This window comes from Mesorhizobium sp. P2_A12, assembly GCF_056405075.1.
This window is the reverse complement of sequence record NZ_JBFUCU010000060.1, coordinates 1-4,628: the sequence shown is the minus strand read 5'-3', so window position 1 is coordinate 4,628 and position 4,628 is coordinate 1. Positions and strand designations below refer to the sequence as shown.

Annotated in this window: 5 protein-coding genes; 1 reads left to right on the top strand and 4 read right to left on the bottom strand. The window is 56.1% G+C overall.

The annotated features are described in order from the left end of the window. Positions 1–202: 202 nt before the first annotated feature. Positions 203–505 (bottom strand): DUF1236 domain-containing protein, encoded by a 303-nt coding sequence (locus AC1DZU_RS35345; protein WP_477292065.1) that lies wholly within the window; start codon positions 503–505, stop codon positions 203–205. A gap of 1,135 nt (positions 506–1,640) precedes the next feature. Here AC1DZU_RS35345 and AC1DZU_RS35340 point away from each other — a divergent pair. Further along, positions 1,641–1,913 carry a hypothetical protein gene (locus tag AC1DZU_RS35340; protein WP_477292063.1) on the top strand — a complete coding sequence of 91 codons (273 nt, stop codon included), beginning with the start codon at positions 1,641–1,643 and terminating at the stop codon, positions 1,911–1,913. A gap of 4 nt (positions 1,914–1,917) precedes the next feature. On the opposite strand, the gene AC1DZU_RS35335 is transcribed toward AC1DZU_RS35340, so the two are convergent. The 3 genes from AC1DZU_RS35335 to AC1DZU_RS35325 form a co-directional block, all read right to left on the bottom strand. After that, complete coding sequence (locus AC1DZU_RS35335; RefSeq protein ID WP_477292061.1) at positions 1,918–2,289, bottom strand: hypothetical protein; 372 nt, start codon at positions 2,287–2,289, stop codon at positions 1,918–1,920. A gap of 95 nt (positions 2,290–2,384) precedes the next feature. Further along, positions 2,385–2,738 carry an ATP-dependent DNA ligase gene (locus AC1DZU_RS35330; protein ID WP_477292059.1) on the bottom strand — a complete coding sequence of 118 codons (354 nt, stop codon included), beginning with the start codon at positions 2,736–2,738 and terminating at the stop codon, positions 2,385–2,387. Between the two features lie 1,567 nt (positions 2,739–4,305). Continuing rightward, positions 4,306–4,628, bottom strand: a 323-nt coding sequence (locus AC1DZU_RS35325; RefSeq protein WP_477292057.1) for an autotransporter outer membrane beta-barrel domain-containing protein, incomplete at its 5' end; no start/stop codon positions are given.

Genomic DNA, 4,628 nt, shown 5'->3' with positions numbered 1-4,628 from the left:
CAAAACCGCCGCTACAACCCGCTCGCGAAGATCATTGGAAAGAGGTCGGGTCATCAGATGCTGGCCTCCATTCCCAGCCAGCATCTTGAATCACACAACCGACAAATCGGGAATCCCCTTCGATTCCATCAAAGCGTGAACCGCTCTAGCCCCCTTGGGGCGGGTCCATCGCACCCACCCCAAAAAAGCAACCGTCTGACCGCTAGTGAAGGACCTCAACAATCTGATGCGTCTCGGGATCAACCAAAACGGTCTGGTCATTGATAACCGCAACCCTGTATTTGATGTTCGGAACCTCCCTCAATTCAACTGTATCTGGAACCGACGAACCAAGCTTCAGCTCTAGCCCAAGCAGATTCACGGACGCCAGCGGTTGTTTCTTAACGTATTCACGAACGACCGTTTGTTCCTCTGGCTTGAGTACGACGACATCATCAGCGAAAGCCGCGCCAACGCTGCCCATTAGGACCAAAGAAGCAACAGCACTCGACAGATAGATTCTCATGATGACCTTCTCCTGAATTGCCCTCGCCCGTGCAGGGGAAACTAACTGCACTACCGGAAGTTCCCGCCCAGGCTCTGAGCGGTAGGAGCAAAGCCATTGTGACCCGCAATGGGTCAATAGGTCTGGCACCGCAATTGCATTGACATGTGTGGGGGTGGGGAAACGTCTGAAGGCCGCACAGCTTGGATGCAATGTCCCCGGAGGACGATTGTTCCACCAGCAAAAAAGCCCGCTAGGGTCGAGAGTGAGGGGCTCCTGAAGGAGGCCGGTTCGGGACATTACCGCCCACGTTATAACCCAGCCGGGATGCAGAGCCCGCCTGGGCCCGGCGGGCGAGGTAGGGGCGAGCGCGAGTCATCAGCTTGCACTAAATTAGTTCCATTTTGCGTGAGGATAGTAACCGCTTGTTCACCAAGTCCCGGCATTCCCGACTTTAGACGCCAAGGATCAAGCGTAGCGTCGCATGTGCGGACCTTCCTCCAGGTGCGCCCCTATGACTAAAGCTGGCGACTGACGTGCAAGCCCCACCCCAATGCCTGTGCGTCGTCAGGAAACAAAAACCTTGTGGGAAGCCAGCCAAAGCGGGCGGCGAGATTCCGCACCCAAATTCAGGATGAGAAGTTGAGAGCCGCCTATCGGGATGTACTTGGGATACGCCCGCTGCCCGTCCCGGCAGCGGGCCTAAGCGATGCTCGTTTAGTCCGCCAAGCCGGCGTCACCGAGCAAAGCCGACCCAAGTAGCGAGCAGTCGAGTTCCTCTGTGAACCCAACCTGCGGTTCAGCCTCCGGCAAAGAAATTTGGGTCGCTAAGCGAAGCAATTTCAATCTGGCCGTTTTGGCTGTGCGTTCAGCGCGCTCTGCCTCGACGACAGCCTTCGCGGTCCGGCCAATTTTAGAATATACACAGCCAGGACACATCGTTCATCTGACCTCGCACGCGTTCCCTCACGAGCTTCGGGCGATGGCCGACGCAGTCACCGAATGAAACATTTGCTGCGTCGGCCACTATTGCGGCGGACCTTAGGAAGCATATGCGCCGCAAGCGGGAGCTAGTGCACACAAAGAGGCGGGCAAGGCTACCCACGCCACTTGGAACGTACAGTGATTCCCGATTGAAGCCGTTGCAGGACGGATTATGAATCCCAACGTCGCCGGCGACTTATGGGCATCGGTGATTGAGAGTTCGTTGTGCTCCCCGCCCTTAAATGGGAGTTGGCATCATGACCAGCCAAGTAATCAGGTCTCGGCTTTTGACTGCGACATCCTGCGCAGCGCCTTCATAAAATCCGTCATCGAAGACAACGTCCCCGAAGACAGGTGGCGAGCGCTGGCCGTCGACTTTATCCGTGACCTCACCGGGAGCGATGACGTCGATCCCGACTTGCTGGAATGGATCGTGCGGAAGTAAGCTCCTAGGCTAACTCTCGTCCCGGAAATCCTGCACAGACGCATGCCGAAGCGCCACGCAGGAACTTCACGCGGGCCTTTATGCCGGGCTCCACCCATTCGACTTCCGGAGTGACTACCGCCTTCGGTAAGCCCTCTGGCGGCCGAGCCTTGGCCTGCTGCACCCGCTGCCATAGCCGGTCCTTGATCGATCGCGTAGTGCTGATGACAGCCTTGCCGGCATATTTGCCATCGCGGGCCATAAGCGCCATCGTTGGCCTGCCAGGTTCGCTCTGGACGCCGAGCAAGTCGAAATCACCGATCTCAAAACACTTCGTCTTCACCCAGGAACCGAACGGCCCACGGCGATAGGGGCTGTTGCGCCGCTTCGATACCATTCCTTCAAGCCCCATTCGTTCAACGCCGGCGAAGAACTCGGCCCCGCCACCTTCGACATGCTGGCTATATTGGATGATGCCCTCGGCCGGCTTGATCAGGTCCCAAAGAATTCTTTGCGTTCGATCACCGGCAGTGGACGCAAATCCTCGCCTTCCCTATGCAGGATATCGAAAGCGACAAAGGCCAGCAGCTCGGCATTCCACGCCATGCGTGAATGCATTTGGCGGAAATTCGGCCTGCCATCAGCTTCGGGGGCGATCACCTCGCCGTCGAGGATCAGTGCCTTGGCCGGCAGCTTCTCCAACGCGGCGACAATAGGCCAATAGCGCTTCGACCAGTCATGTCCGGTCTTTGTAAAGGCGCGGCCCCCGGCCCAATCAAGCACGAGCTGAGTGCGAAAGCCGTCATATTTGATTTCGTGCAGCCAGTCATCGCTGACCGGCGGCACCTCGACCAGATCGGTTCCTGCGGCTTGATGAACTTGAGCCGCTCACGGTCGCTACGCATTCACTCACGCGCTCCCCACTCGCTCTCTTAAATAGGTTTTAGCTAAAATAGTTCCGGAACCTTTGCCTAGAGCGGTGGTTCGAGCAACCATGACAAAGCTGAACGAATTGGGCCCGCCCCTTCCCGGCCATCGCCACAAAAGCGTACCGGATGACGAGCGGGAAAATTTCTACCCCTGCCCAACCTGCGGGCAGTTGGTTGATATGCGGGACCTTCGGCAAATTATTTGGCATGAAAGGCCCGGACACAAACCGCTCGATCTCGCGCCATGAACGCAAAAGGCCCGCCACGGAGGAAGCCGTGACGGGCCCCGAAAGATGTCGAAACAACTTTCGTGCACCCGCGTCACACAGATGCGTGGGCAAAACGAGCGGAATAACAAACTGTTCCCACGAAAAGCCCGCCACCGTGGTCCGGTGACGGGCCTCTCGGATACCAGCGAGGGGACCATGAATGCTGGCGATTCACAAACGTCAGAAAGCCGTCCGAGTTTCCTGAAATATTAGATGGTATGAATATGTACAGAGGGCGTCCCCGCGCGGATCCGGCAAAACAAAAAAAGCCCGCCACCTTTCGGCAGCGGGCCAAGCACACGGGGAGTCACTGTGGGACAGTGATCCAGCCGAACGTCGTCGGCGCGACAATGTTCCGAGGTCTGAGAAAAGGCCCGCCCGGAATGGGATACGGGCGGGGAAGTTGAAGTGCGCTGGGATCAACCAGCACACGGTCAACGAGCGGCGGAGGGGTTGGTTGCGAACTACAAACGAGGGATGACGCTCGGCGCGGCGGTGATAAGCGAAGGCCGCCGCCCTGCGCGGTGTCCGATTTTCAAAGGGCCGGTATTGGGGTAAATTACTCCAGGCTCGTACCGCTTACGCCGGGAGCATTATTATGCCTTGGGATAAAAATAAGGCTATTTCCTTGCACGAGGACGTGCTGGTGCTGGTGGAAGTCATGGCAAAAGTCATTGTGCAAAATCTGTAAGGGAGGCAATTGAAAGTGGCGGCATAACGTTGGTTCCAACTGGTGACGCGAAAGATTACGGACGGAATCTAACAAACGCAGGATTTGTTGAGACAAATACGACCATGCCAATTGCTGGAGAGGTTGTAGTTATACAACCAATAGATGGGCATCTTTCCGGACACATGGCTATCTATGACGGTAGAATATGGATTTCCGATTTCATACAAAATGAAAGCCTTTACCCAAATTGGGCTTATCGCCAAATAAAGACTAAATATGAAATTTACCGTCACCCCTGAGAGTAACAATGAAAAGTTACTCGTCTTCCAAGATCAAAGTCCATCTGGTACGCTGGAGAAACCACTTTATGTGGACTCACATGCAAAACCGCCGCTCTAGATGAGAGTTTCAGCAGGTCGTTCATTCGGTCCTGAGCGAGGAAGCTGAAATTGCTGAAGCTTTAGCGGTTCTCGGAGGACCGAGTGAACGTCCATAAGAATTCCGGACAAAACCGCTCACACTTTCCCTGGAATTGCTTTTAGCTAGAAGGCGATYTTCACTCCGAGCTTGGCRCCGACGGTGGAACTGTCGGACGAAGCCTTGCCACGGACTTCGCCGTTGACGGTGGTCAACTCCGACATCTTCAGGTTGAAGCCGGTCGACAGCGCGGCGGAAAAATCCGCATCGTCGAAGTCGATCTCCCTGGTGTCGATTTCGGTCGTGTTCTTGTAGCCGAAACGCTGCTGCAATTCGCCCCGCGCATAGGGGCTGATCACCATGCCGTTGCTTAGCGTGTAATCGCCATAGATGCCGGGCTCGAACTTGATCGCGCCAAAAGAAAGCCGGCTCTTGCCGAACTCGTTGC